This is a genomic window from Vibrio anguillarum, from assembly GCF_001989995.2.
In the GTDB taxonomy this organism is placed as follows: domain Bacteria; phylum Pseudomonadota; class Gammaproteobacteria; order Enterobacterales; family Vibrionaceae; genus Vibrio; species Vibrio anguillarum.
Map to the genome: position 1 here is coordinate 1 of NZ_JAHGUP010000020.1, position 20,985 is coordinate 20,985.

Sequence of the window (20,985 nt, forward strand, 5' to 3'; positions counted from 1 at the left end):
CGTTTCGCGATCCGTGAAGGTGGTCGTACAGTAGGTGCTGGTGTTGTTGCTAAAGTTATCGCTTAATTGCTGATTTAGCCGTTTAAATACGAATAGTATTTGACTAACGACTACCAAAAAGGGCATCATTTGATGCCCTTTTTCTGCACTAAATTTGGCCGTTGTCGATTTGTTGGTCGATAAAGCCAGTGCAAAGGATTTAAGATAGAGACATTTCTATCTTGATGAGTATGTATAGGTAGCTTTACCTGTGCTATGGATTTGCCCTGCAACAGCGGGGTTGTTGTCGTCTATGTTAAGACTTGTAACAGGTTGGTTTATGAAAGCAAACAATGCTGAAATTCCTGATAGCTCAAGTGCAGCAGACACATTTAAGTGGATTGTCACTTTTGCTCTGTTAGCTGCCGCTGTTGTGGGTAATTACCTGTATGGTGAAATGTCTGTAGTGCTTCGCGCTGCAGGTGTGGTTGCGCTGATTATTGCAGCACTCGGTGTTGCTGCGACAACCACAAAAGGAAAAGCGGCGATTGCGTTTGCGCGTGAATCTCGTATGGAAGTTCGCAAAGTGGTATGGCCGACACGTCAAGAAACCATGCAAACAACATTAATCGTTTTAGCTGTAAGTATCGTAATGGCTCTAGCACTTTGGGGCATCGACGGCATTATGGTTCGTCTTGTCGCTTTCGTGACTGGGGTATAGAGGGTTTAATACATGAGTGAAGCTCCTAAAAAACGCTGGTATGTAGTTCAAGCCTTCTCTGGATTTGAAGGTCGCGTAGCGCAATCGCTGCGTGAGCATATCAAGATGCACGCAATGGAAGAATTCTTCGGTGAAGTTCTTGTTCCAACCGAAGAAGTTGTTGAAATGCGTGCAGGTCAACGCCGTAAAAGTGAGCGCAAGTTCTTCCCAGGCTATGTATTGGTACAGATGCTCATGAATGATGAGTCCTGGCACTTAGTTCGTAGTGTTCCTCGTGTAATGGGTTTCATTGGTGGAACCTCCGATCGTCCTGCACCTATCACTGACAAAGAAGCCGATGCGATTCTTAATCGTCTAGAGAAAGCGAGCGAAGCTCCGCGTCCTAAGACGATGTTTGAAGCAGGTGAAGTGGTTCGTGTTAATGAAGGTCCATTTGCTGATTTCAACGGCACCGTTGAAGAAGTGGATTACGAGAAGAGCCGCATTAAAGTGTCAGTATCTATCTTTGGTCGTGCAACTCCTGTTGAACTTGAGTTTGGCCAAGTCGATAAGCTTGATTAAAAAAACACCTTTTAGGGTTGTTAAGGGCGTGAAATGTGATTATAATTTCGCGCCTTATTTACACGTCTTTATGACAAAGTAACCGGGGAGCTGATCAGCTGATTGGCGTTTGTACCCACATTTAGGAAATATCATGGCTAAGAAAGTTGAAGCTTATATCAAGTTGCAAGTTGCATCTGGTATGGCGAACCCAAGTCCACCAGTTGGTCCTGCACTAGGTCAACGTGGCGTTAACATCATGGAATTCTGTAAAGCGTTCAACGCAAGAACAGAATCAATGGAGAAAGGCTTGCCTACTCCAGTTGTTATCACTGTATACAGCGACCGTTCTTTCACGTTCGTAACTAAGACTGCTCCAGCGGCTGTTCTTCTGAAGAAAGCTGCAGGCATCAAGTCTGGTTCAGGCCGTCCAAACACTGAAAAAGTGGGTACGGTTACTGATGCTCAAATCCAAGAAATTGCAGAAGCGAAAGCGGCTGATATGACTGGTGCTGACATTGAAGCGATGAAACGTTCTATTGCGGGTACTGCTCGTTCAATGGGCTTAGTGGTAGAGGGTTAATATCATGGCAAAACTAACTAAGCGTATGCGCACTATCCGTGAGAAAGTTGACGCAACTAAAGAATACGAAATCAACGAAGCTGTAGCTCTTCTTAAAGAACTTGCAACGGCTAAATTCGTTGAGTCTGTAGACGTTGCTGTGAACCTTGGCATTGATGCTCGTAAATCTGACCAAAACGTACGTGGTGCAACTGTTCTGCCACACGGTACTGGTCGTGAAGTACGTGTTGCAGTGTTCACTCAAGGTGCAAACGCTGACGCGGCTAAAGCTGCTGGTGCAGATTTAGTGGGTATGGAAGATCTAGCTGAGCTAGTGAAGAAAGGCGAAATGAACTTTGACGTTGTTGTTGCTTCTCCAGATGCAATGCGCGTTGTAGGTCAACTAGGTACCATTCTTGGTCCTCGCGGTCTAATGCCAAACCCTAAAGTTGGTACTGTAACTCCTAACGTTGCTGAAGCGGTTAAGAACGCTAAAGCAGGTCAGGTTCGTTACCGTAACGACAAAAACGGCATCATCCACACAACTATCGGTAAAGTTTCTTTCGAAACTAACCAACTTCAAGAGAACTTAGAAGCTCTTCTAGTTGCACTTAAGAAAGCGAAACCTTCTTCTGCTAAGGGTACTTACCTGAAGAAAGTAAGCATTTCTACTACGATGGGTGCTGGTGTTGCTGTTGATCAGAACACGCTAAACGCTCAAGCGTAATAATACATTTGATTAGGTGTGGAATTTGTGTATAATTCTGCGCCTAATATTTGTGGTTGGGGCTGATTTTAGTTCTTAGAACTATGACCCAGTCTCCGTCCAAGACCGTAGGCGTTATTTGTCTGTTTGATAAATGACTTAATCGTACCTACGTAGATGGTGCCCGAACTGACAGAAAGCATAATTTATTTTTTGAATAGATAAACTTTCTTCTGGGACTGCACCGAAATAACTCTCACTGTTGTGATAATAGTGAGTGGTGTAACGACAACCAGGAGTAAATCCAAGATGGCTTTAAACCTTCAAGACAAACAAGCAATTGTTGCTGAAGTCAACGAAGCGGCCAGTGGTGCACTTTCTGCAGTTGTTGCTGACTCTCGTGGCGTTCAAGTAGGCGCGATGACTTTTCTACGTAAACAAGCTCGTGAAGCGGGTGTTTACATGAGAGTTGTTCGTAATACTCTAGCACGTCGCGCAGTGGAAGGCACAGCTTACGAATGTCTACAAGACGTATTCGTAGGTCCTACTTTGATCGCATTCTCTAACGAGCATCCAGGTGCTGCAGCGCGTCTTTTTAAAGACTTCGCTAGAGAGAACAAGCACTTTGAAATCAAAGCAGCTGCATTTGAAGGCGCATTAACTGACGCTGAACTACTAGCGACACTACCAACTTACGACGAAGCAATCGCACGCCTAATGATGTGCATGAAAGAAGCTTCTGCTGGCAAGCTGGTACGTACTATCGCTGCTGTCCGCGATCAAAAAGAAGCTGCGTAATTCGCATTGCTTTTTATTGTTTGCTAAATAAACTTATTGTTGACTTAAAAGAGAATTGTTATGTCTATTACTAACGAGCAAATCCTAGATGCAGTTGCAGAAATGTCTGTAATGCAAGTTGTTGAACTTATCTCTGCTATGGAAGAGAAGTTCGGTGTTTCTGCTGCAGCTGCAGTAGTTGCAGGCGGCCCAGCAGCAGCAGCTGTTGAAGAGCAAACTGAATTCGACGTAATCCTAACTGCTGCTGGCGCAAACAAAGTATCTGTAATCAAAGCAGTACGTGGCGCAACTGGCCTAGGTCTTAAAGAAGCTAAAGCTCTAGTTGACGGCGCTCCAGCTGCAATTAAAGAAGCAGTTTCTCAAGCAGAAGCTGACGCACTTAAGAAAGAGCTAGAAGAAGCTGGTGCGACTGTTGAAGTTAAGTAATTATTACTTAATTTCTTAGCCGCAAGGCTAATGGCTGGTGGTTTATTGACCACCGGCCTTTTTGCGCTGTAGGGTATGGGTGAATTTTCCCGCTGTTTAGACGCTTATACTCGTGCAAAAGCACACAAACTATCATTTTTGAGTGATGTTGTGTTACTACAGTAAACAGCTGTTAGTCACTGTCCTATGACCCTTTATTTTTGAATAATTGGTGGGCAGTTTGGGTCACTTATCAGCGAGCTGAGGAACCCCATGGTTTACTCTTATACCGAGAAAAAGCGCATCCGTAAGGACTTTGGTACTCGTCCACAAGTGTTGGACATTCCATACCTGCTATCGATCCAGCTCGATTCGTTCGACAAGTTTATCGAACAGGATCCTGAAGGACAATACGGTCTTGAGGCTGCTTTTCGTTCTGTATTTCCTATTCAGAGCTATAACGGCAATTCTGAGCTGCAATACGTTAGCTATCGTCTTGGTGAGCCAGTTTTTGACGTTAAAGAATGTCAAATTCGTGGTGTAACTTATTCTAAGCCACTACGCGTAAAACTACGCCTAGTGATCTTTGATAAAGACGCGCCAGCAGGTACTGTAAAAGATATTAAAGAACAAGAAGTCTACATGGGTGAAATTCCACTCATGACAGACAATGGTACCTTCGTAATTAATGGTACTGAGAGGGTTATCGTATCCCAGCTGCACCGAAGCCCAGGCGTATTCTTCGACAGCGATAAGGGTAAAACTCACTCATCAGGTAAAGTTCTTTATAACGCACGTATTATCCCTTACCGTGGTTCATGGTTAGATTTTGAGTTTGATCCAAAAGATAACCTATACGTGCGTATTGACCGTCGTCGTAAACTGCCTGCATCGATCATTCTTCGTGCACTTGGTAAATCGACAGAAGAGATCTTGGATCTGTTCTTCGAAAAAGTGAAGTTTGAAGTCAAAGACCAAACTCTTCTTATGGAGTTGGTACCTGAGCGCCTGCGTGGCGAAACAGCGTCATTTGATATTGAAGCAAATGGTACCGTTTATGTCGAAAAAGGTCGTCGTGTAACGGCTCGTCATATTCGTCAACTAGAAAAAGATAACGTTGATTTTATCGAAGTACCCGTTGAGTACATCGTAGGTAAAGTCGCTTCTAAAGATTATGTCAATGAAGCAACTGGTGAAGTCATCGTTAGCGCAAACCAAGAAATTAGCTTGGAAGCATTAGCGAATCTTTCACAAGCGGGCTATAAGAAACTTGAAGTTCTATTTACGAACGATCTTGATCATGGTCCATTTGTGTCTGAGACGCTCCGCATCGACAGTACGGTTGATCGTATTTCTGCGCTAGTAGAAATCTACCGCATGATGCGCCCTGGCGAGCCACCAACAAAAGAAGCAGCCGAATCGCTGTTTGAAAGCCTATTCTTCTCAGAAGAACGCTATGACCTATCAACAGTAGGCCGTATGAAGTTCAACAGCTCAATTGAGCGTGAAGATACCGGCGAGCTTGGTACGCTTGACGAAACTGACATCATCGAAGTGATGAAGAAGTTGATCGCCATTCGTAACGGCATTGGCGAAGTGGACGATATCGACCACCTTGGCAACCGTCGTATTCGCTCTGTTGGTGAAATGGCTGAAAACCAATTCCGCGTAGGTCTTGTGCGTGTTGAACGTGCAGTGAAAGAGCGCTTAAGCCTTGGCGATCTTGATGCGATCATGCCTCAAGATTTGATCAATGCGAAGCCTATCTCTGCAGCCGTTAAAGAATTCTTCGGTTCTTCACAGCTTTCTCAGTTTATGGACCAGAACAACCCACTTTCAGAAGTGACGCACAAACGTCGTATTTCTGCATTGGGTCCTGGTGGTCTAACTCGTGAGCGTGCTGGCTTTGAGGTACGTGACGTACACGTAACTCACTACGGTCGTCTATGTCCGATCGAAACGCCAGAAGGTCCGAACATCGGTCTGATTAACTCATTGTCAGCATTTGCACGTTGTAACGAATACGGTTTCCTAGAAACTCCGTACCGTCGTGTTGTTGATGGTGTGGTGACTGATGAAGTTGATTACTTGTCAGCTATCCAAGAAGGTCAATTTGTTATCGCGCAGGCAAACGCCATTCTGACTGAAGAAGGTACGTTTGCAGATGAGCTGATCACAGCTCGTCAAAAAGGTGAATCTGGTCTTCACCCTCGTGAACATGTTGACTACATGGACGTTGCGACCAACCAGGTCGTATCAATCGCCGCTTCGCTTATCCCGTTCCTAGAGCACGATGATGCGAACCGTGCATTGATGGGTGCGAACATGCAACGTCAAGCGGTTCCAACGTTACGCGCTGAGAAGCCGTTGGTTGGTACTGGTATCGAACGTAATGTAGCGGTTGACTCTGGTGTAACTGCCGTTGCCAAACGTGGCGGTATGGTGCAGTCAGTTGATGCGTCTCGTATCGTAGTTAAAGTTAATGAAGATGAACTTGTATCTGGTGAAGCGGGTATCGACATTTACAACCTAACTAAATACACACGTTCGAACCAAAACACATGTATTAACCAACGTCCTACTGTGATGCCAGGTGAACCTGTAGCTCGCGGTGATGTCCTTGCTGATGGTCCTTCAACAGACCTTGGTGAGCTAGCGCTTGGTCAAAACATGCGTATCGCATTCATGCCTTGGAATGGTTATAACTTCGAAGACTCGATCTTAGTATCTGAGCGCGTGGTTCAAGAAGACCGTTTCACGACTATCCACATCCAAGAACTTTCTTGTGTGGCTCGTGATACTAAGCTGGGCTCTGAAGAGATCACAGCGGATATTCCAAACGTAGGTGAATCGGCTCTGTCTAAACTAGACGAGTCAGGTATCGTTTACATTGGTGCTGAAGTTAAGGGTGGTGACATCCTAGTTGGTAAAGTAACGCCGAAAGGCGAAACTCAGCTAACTCCAGAAGAGAAGCTACTACGTGCAATCTTCGGTGAAAAAGCCTCTGATGTTAAAGATACGTCACTGCGTGTACCAAACTCTGTTTCAGGTACCATTATCGATGTTCAAGTTTTCACTCGCGATGGCGTAGAGAAAGACAAGCGTGCGCTTGAAATTGAACACATGCAGCTAAAAGAAGCGAAGAAAGACCTTACCGAAGAGTTCCAAATTCTTGAAGGTGGTCTACTAGCGCGTGTGAAAGCTGTACTGATCAATGGTGGCTATTCTGAAGCGAAGCTTGATGCGATTGATCGTAAGAAATGGCTAGAACAAACACTAGAAAACGACGAGCTACAATCTCAACTTGAACAGCTTGCTGAGCAATGGGATGAGCTAAAAGCTGACTTCGATAAGAAGTTCGAAGCGAAACGTCGTAAAATCACTCAAGGTGATGATCTAGCGCCTGGCGTTCTGAAGATTGTTAAAGTTTACCTAGCGGTGAAACGTCGTATCCAGCCTGGTGATAAGATGGCAGGTCGTCACGGTAACAAGGGTGTAATCTCTAAGATCAACCCTGTTGAAGACATGCCTTACGATGAAAACGGTCAGCCGGTTGATATCGTATTAAACCCACTAGGTGTACCGTCACGTATGAACATCGGTCAGATCCTTGAAGTTCACTTAGGTCTGGCTGCAAAAGGTATTGGTGACAAGATCAACCAAATGGTTAAAGAACAACAAGAGCTGTCTAAGCAGCGTGAGTTCTTACAGAAGGTTTATGATCTTGGCGATACGCGTCAGAAAGTAGATATTGCTGCTCTGTCTGATGGTGATGTTCGTACTCTTGTGAACAACCTTCGTGGTGGTTTACCGATTGCAACTCCAGTATTTGATGGTGCGTCAGAAGCATCAATCAAAGAACTATTAAGCCTAGCCGACCTACCAACTTCTGGTCAGCTAACACTGTTTGATGGTCGTACTGGTGATGCATTCGAGCGTCCTGTAACTGTCGGTTACATGTACATGCTCAAACTGAACCACCTTGTTGATGACAAGATGCACGCTCGTTCAACAGGTTCGTACAGCCTAGTAACTCAGCAACCACTTGGTGGTAAAGCTCAGTTCGGTGGTCAGCGTTTCGGTGAGATGGAAGTGTGGGCACTAGAAGCATACGGTGCTGCATATACACTACAAGAAATGCTTACTGTTAAGTCAGATGACGTTAACGGTCGTACGAAGATGTATAAGAACATCGTTGATGGTAACCATAGCATGGAACCTGGCATGCCAGAGTCTTTCAACGTATTGCTGAAAGAGATCCGCTCGCTAGGTATCAACATCGAGCTAGAAGACGAAGAGTAATCTTGGCGGTAAACCCTCTGGATTATCCTGGTAGAAAGGCGCTCGCCGAGCGCCTTTTAACTCCTTACAGGAGCTGATTGTGAAAGACTTATTAAACTTTCTAAAAGCACAGCATAAGACCGAAGAATTTGATGCAATCAAAATCGGTCTATCTTCACCTGACATGATTCGTTCATGGTCTTTTGGTGAAGTTAAAAAACCTGAAACGATCAACTATCGTACGTTCAAGCCTGAACGTGATGGTCTGTTCTGTGCGCGTATTTTTGGTCCAGTCAAAGACTACGAATGTCTTTGTGGTAAATATAAGCGTCTGAAACACCGTGGCGTGATCTGTGAAAAATGTGGCGTTGAAGTTACACAAACTAAAGTTCGTCGTGACCGTATGGGCCACATCGAGCTTGCATCACCGGTTGCTCACATCTGGTTCCTAAAATCGCTACCGTCTCGTATCGGTCTGCTAATGGATATCCCTCTACGTGATATCGAACGTGTTCTTTACTTCGAAATGTATGTAGTAACAGAGCCGGGTATGACGGATCTAGAAAAGAGTCAGATGCTTACTGAAGAAGAGTATCTTGACCGTCTAGAAGAGTGGGGCGATGAGTTCACGGCGAAGATGGGCGCAGAAGCGATCAAAGACCTATTGGGTTCAATGGATCTTGTCGCTGAAACAGAGATGATGCGTGAGGAGTTACAAACCACTAACTCTGAAACTAAACGCAAAAAACTGACTAAGCGTCTGAAGCTTGTTGAAGCGTTTATCAGCTCAGGTAATAACCCTGAGTGGATGATCCTGACTGTGCTTCCGGTACTTCCGCCAGATCTACGTCCTCTAGTACCACTAGATGGCGGTCGTTTTGCGACATCTGATCTGAACGATTTGTACCGCCGTGTAATCAACCGTAACAACCGTTTGAAGCGCCTTCTAGAGCTAGCAGCTCCGGACATCATCGTACGCAACGAAAAGCGTATGCTGCAAGAGTCTGTTGATGCGCTACTTGATAACGGTCGTCGCGGTCGTGCGATCACAGGTTCTAACAAGCGTCCTCTGAAATCTCTTGCTGATATGATCAAGGGTAAACAAGGTCGTTTCCGTCAGAACTTACTTGGTAAACGTGTAGACTACTCAGGCCGTTCTGTAATCACAGTAGGTCCATATTTACGTCTGCACCAGTGTGGTCTTCCTAAGAAGATGGCACTTGAGCTATTTAAACCATTTATCTACAGCAAGTTAGAAACTCGCGGCATGGCCACGACGATCAAGGCAGCTAAGAAAATGGTTGAGCGTGAAGAAGCGGTTGTTTGGGATATCCTAGACGAAGTGATTCGTGAACACCCAGTACTACTAAACCGTGCACCAACACTGCACCGTCTTGGTATTCAAGCGTTCGAACCTGTACTGATTGAAGGTAAAGCGATTCAACTGCACCCACTTGTGTGTGCGGCGTATAACGCTGACTTCGATGGTGACCAAATGGCGGTTCACGTGCCTCTAACTTTAGAAGCACAGCTTGAAGCTCGTACACTGATGATGTCGACGAACAACATTCTATCGCCAGCATCAGGCGACCCTATCATCGTACCTTCACAGGACGTGGTCTTGGGTCTGTACTACATGACTCGCGAAAAAATCAACGCACAAGGTGAAGGTATGTACCTGGCTGGCCCTAAAGAGGCTGAGAAGGCATACCGTACTAAGACAGCGGCGCTACACGCACGCGTTAAAGTACGTATCACTGAAACCGTTGTTGATGAAGATGGTTACAGCACGACTGAGACTAAAATGGTCGATACGACTGTCGGTCGTGCCATGCTATGGCAAATCGTGCCTAAAGGCCTGCCATACAGCATCGTGAACCAGAAGCTTGGTAAGAAACAGATCTCAAATCTATTAAACGAAGCGTATCGTAAGCTTGGTTTGAAAGATACGGTCGTATTTGCTGACCAAATCATGTACACCGGTTTTGCTTATGCAGCACTGTCAGGCGTGTCAGTTGGTATCGACGACATGGTTGTACCAGCAGCGAAATACACTGAAATTGCTGAAGCTGAAGAAGAAGTACGCGAAATCCAAGAACAGTTCCAATCAGGTCTTGTTACGGCGGGTGAGCGTTACAACAAAGTTATCGATATCTGGGCGTCTACCAACGACCGTGTTGCGAAAGCGATGATGGATAACCTATCTTCTGAAACCGTGATCAACCGTGATGGTGTAGAAGAACAACAAGAATCGTTTAACAGCATCTATATGATGGCTGACTCGGGTGCTCGTGGTTCTGCTGCTCAGATTCGTCAGCTTGCAGGTATGCGTGGTCTGATGGCGCGTCCAGATGGTTCAATCATCGAAACGCCTATCACAGCAAACTTTAAAGAAGGCCTGAACGTACTACAGTACTTTATCTCTACCCACGGCGCACGTAAGGGTCTAGCCGATACTGCACTTAAAACAGCGAACTCAGGTTACCTGACTCGTCGTTTAGTAGACGTTGCACAAGACGTTGTGGTGACAGAGCATGACTGTGGCACTCAAGAAGGTGTCGACATGATGCCTCATATCGAGGGTGGTGATGTTAAAGTTTCTTTAACTGAACTGGCTCTTGGTCGTGTTGTGGCTGAGGATGTGATGAAGCCAGGCACTGAAGAAGTACTTATCCCACGTAATACTCTGATTGATGAGAAGTGGTGTCAGATTATCGATGAAAACTCTGTCGATAATATGAAAGTACGCTCAGTGGTAACCTGTGATGCGGACTTCGGCTGTTGTGCGCTATGTTACGGTCGTGACCTTGCTCGTGGTCACCTAGTGAACCAAGGTGAGGCAGTCGGTGTTATTGCTGCTCAATCTATCGGTGAGCCGGGTACACAGTTAACGATGCGTACGTTCCACATCGGTGGTGCGGCTTCTACTGCTGCGGCAGAGAACAGCATCCAAGCGAAGAACAAAGGTTCTGTGAAACTTCACAACGCTAAGTTCGTTATCAACAAAGATAAGAAGCTGGTTATCACATCTCGTGCATCAGAGCTGACTATCATTGATGAATTTGGTCGCACGAAAGAAAAACACAAACTGCCTTACGGCTCTGTGTTGAGTAAAGGTGATAACGACGCGGTTGAAGCTGGTCAAACAGTGGCTAACTGGGAAGCGCACACCATGCCAATCATCACTGAAGTGGCTGGTCGCATCCAATTCGTTGATATGATTGATGGTGTAACGGTTTCTCGCCAAACAGATGACCTAACGGGTCTATCTTCAAGCGAAGTAACCGAAGCTGCCGCTCGTCCAGCAGCAGGTAAAGATATGCGTCCAGCTATCAAACTTGTTGATGCGAAAGGTAAAGATGTCATGATCCCTGGTACTGATATGCCAGCTCAATACTTCTTACCAGGTAAAGCGATCGTTAACATCGAAGATGGTGCTGAAGTTGGTATTGGTGACACATTAGCGCGTATTCCACAAAAATCTGGCGGTAACCGAGACATCACGGGTGGTCTACCTCGCGTAGCTGACTTGTTTGAAGCTCGTCGACCAAAAGAGCCTGCGATTCTTGCTGAGCACACAGGTACTGTGAGCTTTGGTAAAGAAACCAAAGGTAAACGTCGTCTAATCATCACTCGTGAGGGTGACGAAACTTATGAAGAAATGATTCCTAAGCATCGTCAACTTAACGTGTTTGAAGGTGAGAAGATCGAACGTGGTGACGTTATTGCTGATGGTCCTGAGACTCCGCACGATATCCTACGTTTACGTGGTATCCATGCTGTAACGTCTTACATCGCTAACGAAGTTCAAGAAGTTTACCGTCTGCAAGGCGTTAAGATTAACGATAAGCACATTGAAACTATCGTTCGTCAAATGCTACGTAAGTGTACGATTACTCATGCTGGCGACTCTGAGTTCCTAGCGGGTGAGCAAGTTGAATACTCACAAGTGAAAGTTGCAAACCGTAACCTAGAAGCCGAAGGCAAACAGCCTGCTCGTTTCGAGCGTGAGCTACTAGGTATTACTAAAGCATCTCTAGCGACTGAATCGTTCATCTCTGCGGCATCGTTCCAAGAGACAACTCGCGTACTAACAGAAGCGGCTGTTTCTGGTAAACGAGATGATCTTCGCGGTCTGAAAGAAAACGTAATCGTTGGTCGTCTGATCCCAGCGGGTACAGGTTTCGCTTACCACCAAGAGCGTCAAGCTAAACGTGCGGCACAGCTAAAAGGCCCGTCTGCTGAACAAGCGACAGATAACCTAGCGGCACTGCTAAACGCAGGTTTCTCTTCTGAAGAGTAATCTCAGCGCTGATTAAAAAAGGCACCTTCGGGTGCCTTTTTTGTTGCGCTTAATTAATCTACGCGAATGATTACAGCAAAATATTCAATATTAAGCACCAGGAGGGATAGCCAAGCTGTCCGCGATAAGTTGAATCAAACTATCTTCCACTCCAAAACGCACCTCAATAATTTCACCAATTAGCGAAAGGTCGTTGTCAAAGTTTTCGAGATCATCCTCATCACTCACTGCCGCGTATTTATCTGTAAAATTGAGTAACGGCTCGGTAGTAACAATAATTTTTCCATAAGTCTGATTAATTTCATCGGTGGCTTCAAAGCCAGTTGCACGCCACCTATCCATCACCATATCGTAGATTTTGAAGTGACCTTCGGAAATATAATCCACCAGTTGTTGGCAAAAACGTTGCAGCTCTTCTGGCGAGGGAAGCCCGTTAACATTCGTTTTGGCGGTGCAAGGTTGCAGCGCGGCTAATTTGCAATACTCTACAATTAAGGTTTGTCGCGTGTTTAACCAGTGATCAATAACGTCACTGTAACCGCCCCATTGCTCTTGTGTGCGTTTTAGTTTTTTTAGCATGACCATGCCCTCATGATCGGGTCACAAAGCTGGTGACCGTTTCCTTTGCGTAGGGTTGCACTTCGTAGATACAACTCATTGTCCTTACTAGAATTTATAGAACTAAATTTGGAACGTTACAAATTCTGGTATGAATTTAGATTGCCAGTAAAATGGGGTAACTGCAAGAAGAGAGGTCGCAACATGTTGAAAAATAGTGATACAAAAATCGCTTATTGGTGTGTAGTTTCCGGAAGTGAGATCTGGACCATAAATGGTGAGTTACCGCTAGGATCTGCGGGCGAATATTCCCTGCCTTTAGAAAAAGCGGTGGTGGTAGATAGTTGTGATGGTTACCCAGTGATGTGGGTTAATGATGCCGATCTTGATGGCGAGCGAGAAATGACTTCATTACGCGAATTGTTGCATCTCAAACCAGAACTGTTTTTGGCGATCAGCAAGGCGCTTCAATATGGTCACATGAGCCAAACGTTACGTTTTTGTCCACAATGTGGCGGGCGAAATTACCTAAACCATAACCAATTGGCGATGCAATGTTCTGAGTGTCGAACGTTACATTATCCGCGTATCTTTCCTTGCATTATTGTCGCGGTACGAAATCAGGATAAAATTTTATTGGCCCAGCACCCAAGGCATCGTAACGGCATGTATACCGTTATTGCTGGTTTTTTAGAGGTCGGGGAGACGTTAGAGCAGTGCGTGGCACGTGAAGTGCTTGAAGAAACGGGGATTCATGTGAAAAATATTCACTATTTTGGTAGCCAGCCTTGGGCATTTCCATCGAGTATGATGATGGGCTTTGTGGCGGAATATGACTCTGGCACGATAAAACCCGACTATAGTGAATTGAGTGATGCGCAATGGTTTTTAGCAAGTGCTTTGCCTCCCGTTGCGCCCGAAGGGACGATAGCCAGAGCATTAATAGAGCACACGTTAAGCGAAATCGAGAAAGATTCACTGCCGCATTGCTAAAAAAAACCCTCCGGTGAAGGAGGGGGTAAGTAAGATGTCGTTATGAGATGCCGAGTACAGAGTACTCAGTTTATAATTATAGTTTTCGCTAGCGAACAAATTTTTAACACCGTTAAAGGTTGCTTGCAAATTAACCATTGATTTAAAAGTTAATAACATGATCTCGCTTGCAAAGCACACCGTTTTTGGCGCTTATTCAGTGCTAGAATAACGCCACAAAAAATAACAAGCTTTAAATTGGAAGACGGAATGACTGAATTAAAAAATGATCGCTACTTGCGTGCACTGTTAAAACAACCTGTCGATTGCACCCCTGTATGGATGATGCGCCAAGCAGGACGTTACCTGCCAGAGTATCGCGCAACGCGTGCCGAAGCGGGCGATTTTATGGCGCTGTGTAAAAATGCTGAGTTAGCTTCTGAAGTGACATTACAGCCATTACGTCGCTTTCCACTAGATGCCGCTATTTTATTTTCTGATATTTTAACCATTCCTGACGCCATGGGATTGGGTTTGTATTTTGAAGCGGGAGAAGGGCCAAAGTTTGAACGCCCGATCACTTGTAAAGCCGATGTCGATAAAATTGGCTTACCGGATCCGGAAGGCGAACTGCAATATGTGATGAATGCCGTGCGCCAGATCCGCAAAGATCTACAAGGTGAAGTTCCACTGATCGGTTTTTCAGGCAGCCCATGGACACTCGCGACTTATATGGTGGAAGGTGGCAGCTCAAAAGCCTTCACTAAGATCAAAAAAATGATGTACGCCGATCCTAGCGTGCTGCACGCCTTGCTCGATAAACTGGCAGACAGTGTTATTGAATACCTCAACGCACAAATCAAAGCGGGTGCTCAGTCTGTTATGATCTTTGATACTTGGGGCGGAGTACTGACGCCGCGCGACTACAACCTCTTTTCACTACAGTATATGCACAAAATTGTGGATGGTTTAATTCGTGAAAATGAAGGTCGCCGCGTACCCGTCACTCTGTTTACCAAAAACGGTGGCATGTGGTTGGAGCAGATTGCTGCAACGGGTTGTGATGCTGTAGGGCTTGATTGGACCATCAATATTGCCGACGCCAAAGCGCGTATCGGTGACAAGGTGGCGCTGCAAGGCAATATGGACCCATCCATGCTTTATGCTCCGCATGATCGTATTCGCGAAGAAGTGGCGACCATTCTTGAAGGGTTCGGCCATGGTGGAACGGGCCATGTCTTTAACCTCGGACACGGTATCCATTTAGATGTGCCACCGGAAAATGCGGGCATATTTGTTGATGCGGTGCACGCCTTGTCTAAACCGTACCATCAATAATAGGTTTGCGGTGCCTTATCGCCGATAATGCACCGTTTCTCACTCTCATCCTGTTATTTGATAGGAGCAGGTTCACAGAGGTAAAGAGGTAATAAGACAAGATGAAGACCAAAGATAAGATCGTTTATGCTGCATTAGCGCTGTTTAATGAACATGGTGAAAGAACGGTGACCACTAACCATATCGCAGCACATATCGAAATCAGCCCAGGTAATTTGTATTATCACTTTCGTAATAAACAAGAAATTGTTCGTGATATTTTTGCTCTCTATTCAGCAGAGTTACTCGAACGTTTTCAGCCGATTGCGGCACAGCGCGAAAGCTTAACTCTGTTAAAGCATTATCTTGATTCGATCTTCACTTTGATGTGGAAATACCGTTTTTTCTATGCCAATTTACCGGAAATCCTGCAGCGTGATGAAGTACTACATGGTGAGTACATTCAAGTACAAGAAAAGCTGCAAACTAATCTCATTAATATTATGCACGCTTTTGTTGAGCTGAAATTGCTGTCTGTCGGGAAAGAAGATATGCAATCTTTAGTGACCACTCTCCATATGACGGCCTCGTGTTGGTTGAGTTATCAGTCAGCGATGTTTTCCAAAACGCAGATCACCGAGCAAGTGATTCATCAAGGCATGCTACAGATGATCGCAGTCGTTAAACCCAAAGCAACGGAACAAGGTCTTGAACAGCTTCTATTATTAGAGGAAGGTGTGCGGGCGATGCACGCATCATAATGTGTGCTTAGTTATAACCTTTGAGTATTGTTCTTAATCCTTTGAAGCTGTTAGCTTGTTAGCTATACATCTCTAAGGGTGGTGTTGATATGCACTATGACGTTTTTAACGGTGATGCTGATGGCATCATCTCTCTTCTTCAGCTGCGGCTTGCTTACCCTCGCACGACGACCCTAGTTACTGGGGTTAAGCGTGATATCAAATTGCTCCAGCGTCTTAATCTTCAATCCCGAGATAGTCTGACCGTGTTAGATATTTCGATGGAGAAGAATCAGCAACCTTTACAGCAGGCTCTTGCGGCGGGGGTGACGGTGTTTTATGCCGATCATCACTATGCAGGCTCAATCCCCGAGACTCCGCTGCTTGACGCCCATATTGATTTGGACCCTAATACTTGTACGGCATTAATTATTGATCAATGGTTAGGTGGTCCGTTCCATGAGTGGGCGATTGTGGCAGCTTATGGCGATAATTTGATTGCTAAAGCGGATACTTTAACGCGCAACGCGGGGCTAACTACCACTCAAGCTGAACAACTAAAAAACTTAGGCACCTTGATTAACTATAACGGTTATGGAGAGACGATAGAGCAGCTTCATTATCACCCCGCTGATTTGTACCAAGCCTTGCTAGTTTATCCTTCACCGTTTGATTTAATGAAGGATGACAACTCCCCTTTTTATCATTTGCAGCACGCTTATGAGCAAGATATGCAGCTTGCTCAGTCGTTAGAGCCTATCTATAAAAGTGCCTGTTTGAGCGTATACGAGCTGCCAGACTGTGCATCATCACAGCGAGTGAGTGGTGTGTTTAGTAATTGGCTAGCCAATCAAGCACCTGCCGCGGCACATATGGTTTTAACGGTAAATTTATCGGGTGGTTATACCGTTTCGCTACGTGCTCCATTAGCCAATAAACAGGGAGCGGATAGGTTATGCAGCGCCTTTGCAACCGGAGGCGGGCGAGAAGCGGCGGCGGGTATTAATTCGTTGGATAAAAGACAATTGACCCAATTCATTACTCAAGTAGAAGCGTACTATTCATCACACTAACGCTCGTTCGGATTAACAGGGTGATGGATGTGTTTTGCTAGCGACTGAGCCAGCGTGTTGGGTCTTCGGCTTTACTGTTGCGACGAATTTCGAAATAGAGCGCTGGCTGAGATTGACCGCCAGTGTCTCCCGCTAAAGCAATGGTTTCACCGGCGGTGACTTTATCGCCCTCTTTTTTGAGCAAACTTTGGTTAAAGCCGTATAAGGTCATATCGCCTTTGCCATGATCGAGCAAAACCACCAGCCCATAACCACGTAGATATTCAGCAAACACGACCGTGCCAGAATAAACCGCTTTGACGTTTTGACCATAATTGGCGTCAATGACTAGACCTTTCCAGTCAATTTGTCCACTTTGACGTGTACCAAAAGCATGCAGGATTTTACCTTTGACTGGCCAAGGTAGCTTGCCTTTTTGCGGTGCTAACCCATCCATTAGCACAGCGTTACGTTTTGCTGCTTTGGCGATTTCCGCTTGTAATCGCGTTTCATTGCGTTGCAATTCCGCTAAGTAGACTTTATCACCGGAAATGCTTTTTTGAATTTTACCCACTGTACTGCGTCGTTCTGACTGCGTTTTTGCCAATGTAGCGCGCTTTTGGGTCTGCTGTTCTAATAGAGAAGCGATTTGGTCTCGTTCAAGTCGCAGCTGTTTTTCACTTTCATTGAGTTCTTTTTGCGTAAGTTCAAGCTGTTGGATGGTTTGGCTGCGCGCCTTCGCCAAGTGTTGGTAATACTGGCTGATGCGATCTTCTTCCACGCCATTATTGAGTATGTTGGATGAGGCTGTCGCTCGCTGAGTGGCGTAATAGGTTTTGATCAGTTGAGCTAATTTGGCGGTTTGTTGTGTTTGTTGTGTTTCTAAGGCCGTGATCTTTTGCTTGAGTTTAGCGATATTAGCGTTGGCCACTACTAATTCTGATTTGGTGTTTTTGATCTGATTTTCTAGACTTGAAATGCCCACTTCTTGCTTTTTAAGCGCATTTTGCAACGAATCGAGCTCTTTTTGTCGATTATTTAACGCTTGCTGCTGACGAGAAATTTCGCCTTTCACCCCTTTTAGCTCTTGTTGTGTGGCAGCCATTAACGGTGAGCTGGAGAGGCAAGCTAGCCCTAACACCATCACTAGGCTAAGTGCATGCCACCAAGTCGTTATAGTAAGTGGGTGTGGTGAAGGCTTGTTTCTCATCCGTTTTCAAGTCTCTATCGACAAATTAGTGAGTCAGTATACTCAAAGCCATCCGCGAGGCGAAAGCCCTATGTCAAAACTTGCAATCAAATCGAGTTCTTGGGTGAAAAAAAGCCTCGATATTGATCGAGGCTCAATATCACGTGGTTGGTGAGTTATTTAAACAACACTTGACCAGACATTTCTGCCGGGATGTCCATGTTCGATAGAGCAAGCATCGTTGGTGCTAGGTCAGAAAGCTTACCACCATCTTTTAGCTTAAGATCTTTGCTACCGACGTAGATAAGCGGCACTGGCAGATTGGTATGTGCGGTATGAATGCCCCCTGTTTCTGGGTTCACCATCATTTCTGCATTGCCGTGGTCTGCGGTGATCAGTAGCTGGCCATCGACTTCTTTAATCGCTTCAACCACTTTTCCGATACACTCATCAAGCGCTTCACATGCTTTCACGGCCGCTTCGTAAATACCGGTATGACCAACCATATCGCCGTTCGGGTAGTTACAGATAATCGCATCGTATTTACCCGATTTGATTGCCGCAACGAGTTTTTCAGTCAGTTCAGGCGCGCTCATTTCCGGTTGCAGATCGTAAGTTGCCACTTTAGGTGAAGCAACCAATTGGCGCTCTTCGCCCGGGAATTCGTTCTCAACACCACCGTTAAAGAAGAAGGTGACGTGCGCGTATTTTTCTGTTTCAGAGATGCGCAACTGAGTTTTACCCGCCTTTGATAGCCACTCACCGTAGGTGTTTTCTAGTGATGCTGGTGGAAATGCGCACAGCAGAGGAATGTCGGCGGCGTATTGGGTTAGCATCACAAAGTCAATTGCTGGGAACTTTGCACGTTCAAACCCGTTGAAATCTGGTATGAAGGCACGAGTAATTTCACGTGCACGGTCGGCGCGGTAGTTCATGAAAATCACGGCATCGCCATCTTCAATCGCAGCAGAGTCTTGGCCTTCAGCTTTGATTTCTGTCGCTTTAACAAATTCATCATTTTCTTCACGTGCATAAGCGGCTTCAAGGCCTGCCACGGCGGAATCAAAAGTAAATTCTGCTTTGGCTTCAACCAATAGGTCGTAAGCTTTTTGTACGCGTTCCCAGTTGTTATCGCGATCCATGGCGTAGTAACGACCAATCAGTGAGGCGATACGACCTTTACCTAATTTAGAAAATAGGTCTTGGAAGCGTTGCAATGAGGCTTCGGCACTGCGTGGTGGCGTATCACGGCCATCAAGGAAGCAGTGGAGGTAGATTTTCTCAGCGCCACGGGCAGCAGCCATTTCAACGGCAGCGTAGATATGATCTTCATGCGAGTGAACACCACCTGGCGACATTAGCCCCAATAGGTGAACCGCTTTGCCCGCTTTGATTGCTTTATCCATCGCGTTGACTAACACTTCGTTTTGTTGGAATTCACCATCAAGAATTGATTTAGTAATGCGTGTCAGGTCTTGGTAAACAATACGACCAGCACCGATATTGGTGTGACCGACTTCTGAGTTACCCATTTGACCATCCGGTAAACCTACATCCATACCAGAAGCAGAAATCAGAGTGTTTGGGTTGTTTGCAATTAAGCTATCCATGACTGGAGTATGTGCATTGCTGATTGCGTTGTGTGCGTTATCTTCACGGTAACCCCAACCGTCAAGAATTACTAAAGCCATTGGCTTCTTAGCTGACATAGTTATGACCTCGTCAAATTCAAAGTAACTTAAACAGAAATTAGCGTAATTTTACTACACTTTGAAGCGATTGCAGTAGGTTAAGATCAATGATTCTCCCTATCAATGCCTATAAAGGTAGCCTATTGATCAACATCGGTGCCTTTTTAGCGCCATTTAATAAACTAAAATTCCCGTCCCAAGCACGGCAAACAGTGCGCCGCACCAAGCGAAGCGGTTGGGCCGCTGTTTGGTATACATCCATAAAATAGGCAACAACATGATGGGCGTGGTTGAGGAGAGCAGGGCCACCATACCCACGTTGCCTTCACGCAGTGCGTAGAGAATTAACGTCATTCCGACCGCCATCGCAAGAAAACCGTTGATGGCGGTAATGGTAAAAATGGGCAGCGTAATGGCTTGAGTGGCGCGTGCTAATTTTGCACCAGTAGCCAACAGTAAGCAGTGTGCGGTGAAGGCGGTGAGCATTCGAATCGCGGAAGCGGCGATGGGGTCGATCCCCGTTTGCATCACAGGTTTGGCGATGATCCCACCCAATGCTTGGCATAGAGCCGCGATAAGGCCAAGTGCAATGCCAACCCATACTCGGCCTTTAATTGCTTCCAATGCATTATGATTTTGCCCTCGGCGGCCAAAAAAGATGGCCGTTAGAACGCCTGAAAAGACAAAAGTCGCGCCCACTAGCTCTGCATGGCTCATGCTTTCGCTGAATAAAAAATAGCCGAGAATGGCCGAAAAAACGGCATGGCAGGAAAAGAGCAAACCCGCTTGTCTTGGCCCCATGCGATTTAAACACGCAAACAGCGCCGTATCGCCAATGAATATGCCAATCAACCCCGAATACATCATGGGTGTTACCATCTCGCTGTTTACCGTTGCCCAGCCGCCAGTTGCCAACGCCATGCTCACTAAAATGAGAGAAGTACAGCCCATCCGCCAACGGCTATAAGCAAAGGTTCCTAAATGGCGAGCGGGAGTAACAGACAGTAAACTGGCTACTGCCCAAAGAAACGCGGCAGCAAGCGCGAGCCATTCGTAGCCCATGTAAACATCCTTGAACGAGGGAAGGATCTCAATATGCCTTAAGCGCTAGGGGAAAACAAAGGGAATTTATGGGCTTGCCTCAATGTGATTAAAAGAGGCAAGCCAAGAG

The 20,985-nt window shown here is 45.7% G+C and carries 17 protein-coding genes; 13 read left to right on the plus strand and 4 right to left on the minus strand.

The annotated features are described in order from the left end of the window. Window positions 1-9 precede the first annotated feature (9 nt). From PL85_RS05085 to rpoC, 9 genes are all read left to right on the plus strand, one after another. Window positions 10-66, plus strand: coding sequence for a hypothetical protein (locus PL85_RS05085; RefSeq protein WP_080440902.1), 57 nt, complete (start codon window positions 10-12; stop codon window positions 64-66). Window positions 67-319: 253 nt separating this feature from the next. After that, window positions 320-700, plus strand: coding sequence for a preprotein translocase subunit SecE (gene secE / locus PL85_RS05090; RefSeq protein WP_026027616.1), 381 nt, complete (start codon window positions 320-322; stop codon window positions 698-700). Between the two features lie 12 nt (window positions 701-712). Further along, window positions 713-1,261 carry a transcription termination/antitermination protein NusG gene (nusG, locus tag PL85_RS05095; protein ID WP_013857954.1) on the plus strand — a complete coding sequence of 183 codons (549 nt, stop codon included), beginning with the start codon at window positions 713-715 and terminating at the stop codon, window positions 1,259-1,261. A 133-nt stretch (window positions 1,262-1,394) separates the two neighbouring features. Then, entirely contained in the window at window positions 1,395-1,823 is a 429-nt protein-coding gene (rplK, locus tag PL85_RS05100; protein ID WP_010318965.1) for a 50S ribosomal protein L11, read from the plus strand. Window positions 1,824-1,827: 4 nt separating this feature from the next. Next, a complete protein-coding gene (gene rplA / locus PL85_RS05105) occupies window positions 1,828-2,529 on the plus strand; it encodes a 50S ribosomal protein L1 (protein WP_096035909.1) in 702 nt (233 codons plus the stop codon). 288 nt (window positions 2,530-2,817) lie between these two features. Beyond that, complete coding sequence (gene rplJ / locus PL85_RS05110; RefSeq protein WP_115339454.1) at window positions 2,818-3,306, plus strand: 50S ribosomal protein L10; 489 nt, start codon at window positions 2,818-2,820, stop codon at window positions 3,304-3,306. 60 nt (window positions 3,307-3,366) lie between these two features. Beyond that, complete coding sequence (rplL, locus tag PL85_RS05115) at window positions 3,367-3,732, plus strand: 50S ribosomal protein L7/L12 (protein WP_010318962.1); 366 nt, start codon at window positions 3,367-3,369, stop codon at window positions 3,730-3,732. A gap of 252 nt (window positions 3,733-3,984) precedes the next feature. Beyond that, window positions 3,985-8,013, plus strand: a complete 4,029-nt coding sequence (gene rpoB, locus PL85_RS05120) for a DNA-directed RNA polymerase subunit beta (protein WP_115339455.1) — start codon at window positions 3,985-3,987, stop codon at window positions 8,011-8,013. A gap of 79 nt (window positions 8,014-8,092) precedes the next feature. Beyond that, entirely contained in the window at window positions 8,093-12,295 is a 4,203-nt protein-coding gene (rpoC, locus tag PL85_RS05125) for a DNA-directed RNA polymerase subunit beta' (protein ID WP_013857949.1), read from the plus strand. Between the two features lie 90 nt (window positions 12,296-12,385). Here rpoC and PL85_RS05130 read toward each other — a convergent pair whose 3' ends face one another. Then, window positions 12,386-12,880, minus strand: coding sequence for an Rsd/AlgQ family anti-sigma factor (locus PL85_RS05130; protein WP_013857948.1), 495 nt, complete (start codon window positions 12,878-12,880; stop codon window positions 12,386-12,388). Window positions 12,881-13,060: 180 nt separating this feature from the next. On the opposite strand from PL85_RS05130, the gene nudC reads away from it, so the two are divergent. From nudC to PL85_RS05150, 4 genes are all read left to right on the plus strand, one after another. Continuing rightward, complete coding sequence (gene nudC / locus PL85_RS05135; RefSeq protein ID WP_170889804.1) at window positions 13,061-13,846, plus strand: NAD(+) diphosphatase; 786 nt, start codon at window positions 13,061-13,063, stop codon at window positions 13,844-13,846. Between the two features lie 249 nt (window positions 13,847-14,095). Further along, window positions 14,096-15,163, plus strand: a complete 1,068-nt coding sequence (gene hemE / locus PL85_RS05140; RefSeq protein WP_064624220.1) for a uroporphyrinogen decarboxylase — start codon at window positions 14,096-14,098, stop codon at window positions 15,161-15,163. A gap of 101 nt (window positions 15,164-15,264) precedes the next feature. Next, window positions 15,265-15,903, plus strand: coding sequence for a TetR/AcrR family transcriptional regulator (locus PL85_RS05145; protein ID WP_013857945.1), 639 nt, complete (start codon window positions 15,265-15,267; stop codon window positions 15,901-15,903). A gap of 89 nt (window positions 15,904-15,992) precedes the next feature. Further along, window positions 15,993-16,955, plus strand: a complete 963-nt coding sequence (locus tag PL85_RS05150; RefSeq protein ID WP_115339456.1) for a DHH family phosphoesterase — start codon at window positions 15,993-15,995, stop codon at window positions 16,953-16,955. A gap of 37 nt (window positions 16,956-16,992) precedes the next feature. Here the strand turns inward: PL85_RS05150 and PL85_RS05155 are convergent, their stop codons facing one another. From PL85_RS05155 to PL85_RS05165, 3 genes are all read right to left on the minus strand, one after another. After that, on the minus strand, window positions 16,993-18,078 hold the full coding sequence (locus PL85_RS05155) for a murein hydrolase activator EnvC family protein (RefSeq protein WP_231140426.1): 1,086 nt from the start codon (window positions 18,076-18,078) through the stop codon (window positions 16,993-16,995). 221 nt (window positions 18,079-18,299) lie between these two features. Next, on the minus strand, window positions 18,300-19,832 hold the full coding sequence (gene gpmM, locus PL85_RS05160) for a 2,3-bisphosphoglycerate-independent phosphoglycerate mutase (protein ID WP_013857941.1): 1,533 nt from the start codon (window positions 19,830-19,832) through the stop codon (window positions 18,300-18,302). Between the two features lie 156 nt (window positions 19,833-19,988). Beyond that, complete coding sequence (locus PL85_RS05165; protein ID WP_013857940.1) at window positions 19,989-20,876, minus strand: DMT family transporter; 888 nt, start codon at window positions 20,874-20,876, stop codon at window positions 19,989-19,991. Window positions 20,877-20,985 lie beyond the last annotated feature (109 nt).